Origin of the sequence: Parasutterella secunda (assembly GCF_023336895.1) — a bacterium.
Classification (GTDB): Bacteria; Pseudomonadota; Gammaproteobacteria; order Burkholderiales; family Burkholderiaceae_F; genus Aphodousia; species Aphodousia faecalis.
Genome location: NZ_JAMBLT010000028.1, coordinates 1 through 650 on the forward strand (window position 1 = coordinate 1; position 650 = coordinate 650).

General features: G+C 35.8%; 2 protein-coding genes. One reads left to right on the top strand and one right to left on the bottom strand.

Going from position 1 to position 650, the window contains the following annotated elements; all coding sequences use genetic code 11:
- The coding region (gene mobC, locus M3080_RS09140) for a plasmid mobilization relaxosome protein MobC (RefSeq protein ID WP_249092816.1) at positions 1-408 on the top strand (408 nt) is incomplete at its 5' end.
- 21 nt (positions 409-429) lie between these two features.
- Here mobC and M3080_RS09145 read toward each other — a convergent pair.
- Positions 430-650: transposase (locus tag M3080_RS09145; RefSeq protein ID WP_249092817.1), on the bottom strand; the 221-nt coding region annotated here is incomplete at its 5' end.

Sequence of the window (650 nt, forward strand, 5' to 3'; positions counted from 1 at the left end):
GAAGATCTACCAAGGGCTAGAAACAGCTATGTTATAATTACTCAAACTTACTTTATGTTAATTAAAATGAGTACATTGTATCAGTATTATGGGCAAACAAGAAATAGTTACATAATAAGCGTTTTACGTAATAACCTACTATCGTCTACTTTGTTGACTGAGCAAGAGTTGGAAGCATTAATTAATTCAACCCATGAATTAAATAAAATCGGTGTGAATTTAAATCAAATTGCCAGATCCATTAATTCTGCTCGAAAATCTGGAACCTTTACAGGAAAACAATTCACTGAGGTATTGTGCATGAGAAATGAACTTACAGTGAAAGTTAACAAATGTGTATTCGGAGCGGAACAGTTACTTAAAGCTCAGCACTGCAGAGCAAAGATAAATAGTTGTACAGGATTGTAAATTCGTTTGTGTAAATTCCATTTAGAGATATTTGGTGATTCTGTCACCAAACTCAATACTAAAACGGTTTAAACGCCAATTCCTAATTGGCATGGTCCATTTTTTCGAAGCGGCGTCAATGGCTAAATAAACCACCTTTAAAGCGGCCTCATCGTTTGGGAACTTCTTACGACGAGTAGTCGCTTTTCTAATAACGCTATTAACCGACTCAATGGCATTGGTTGTATAGATCACCCGACGGA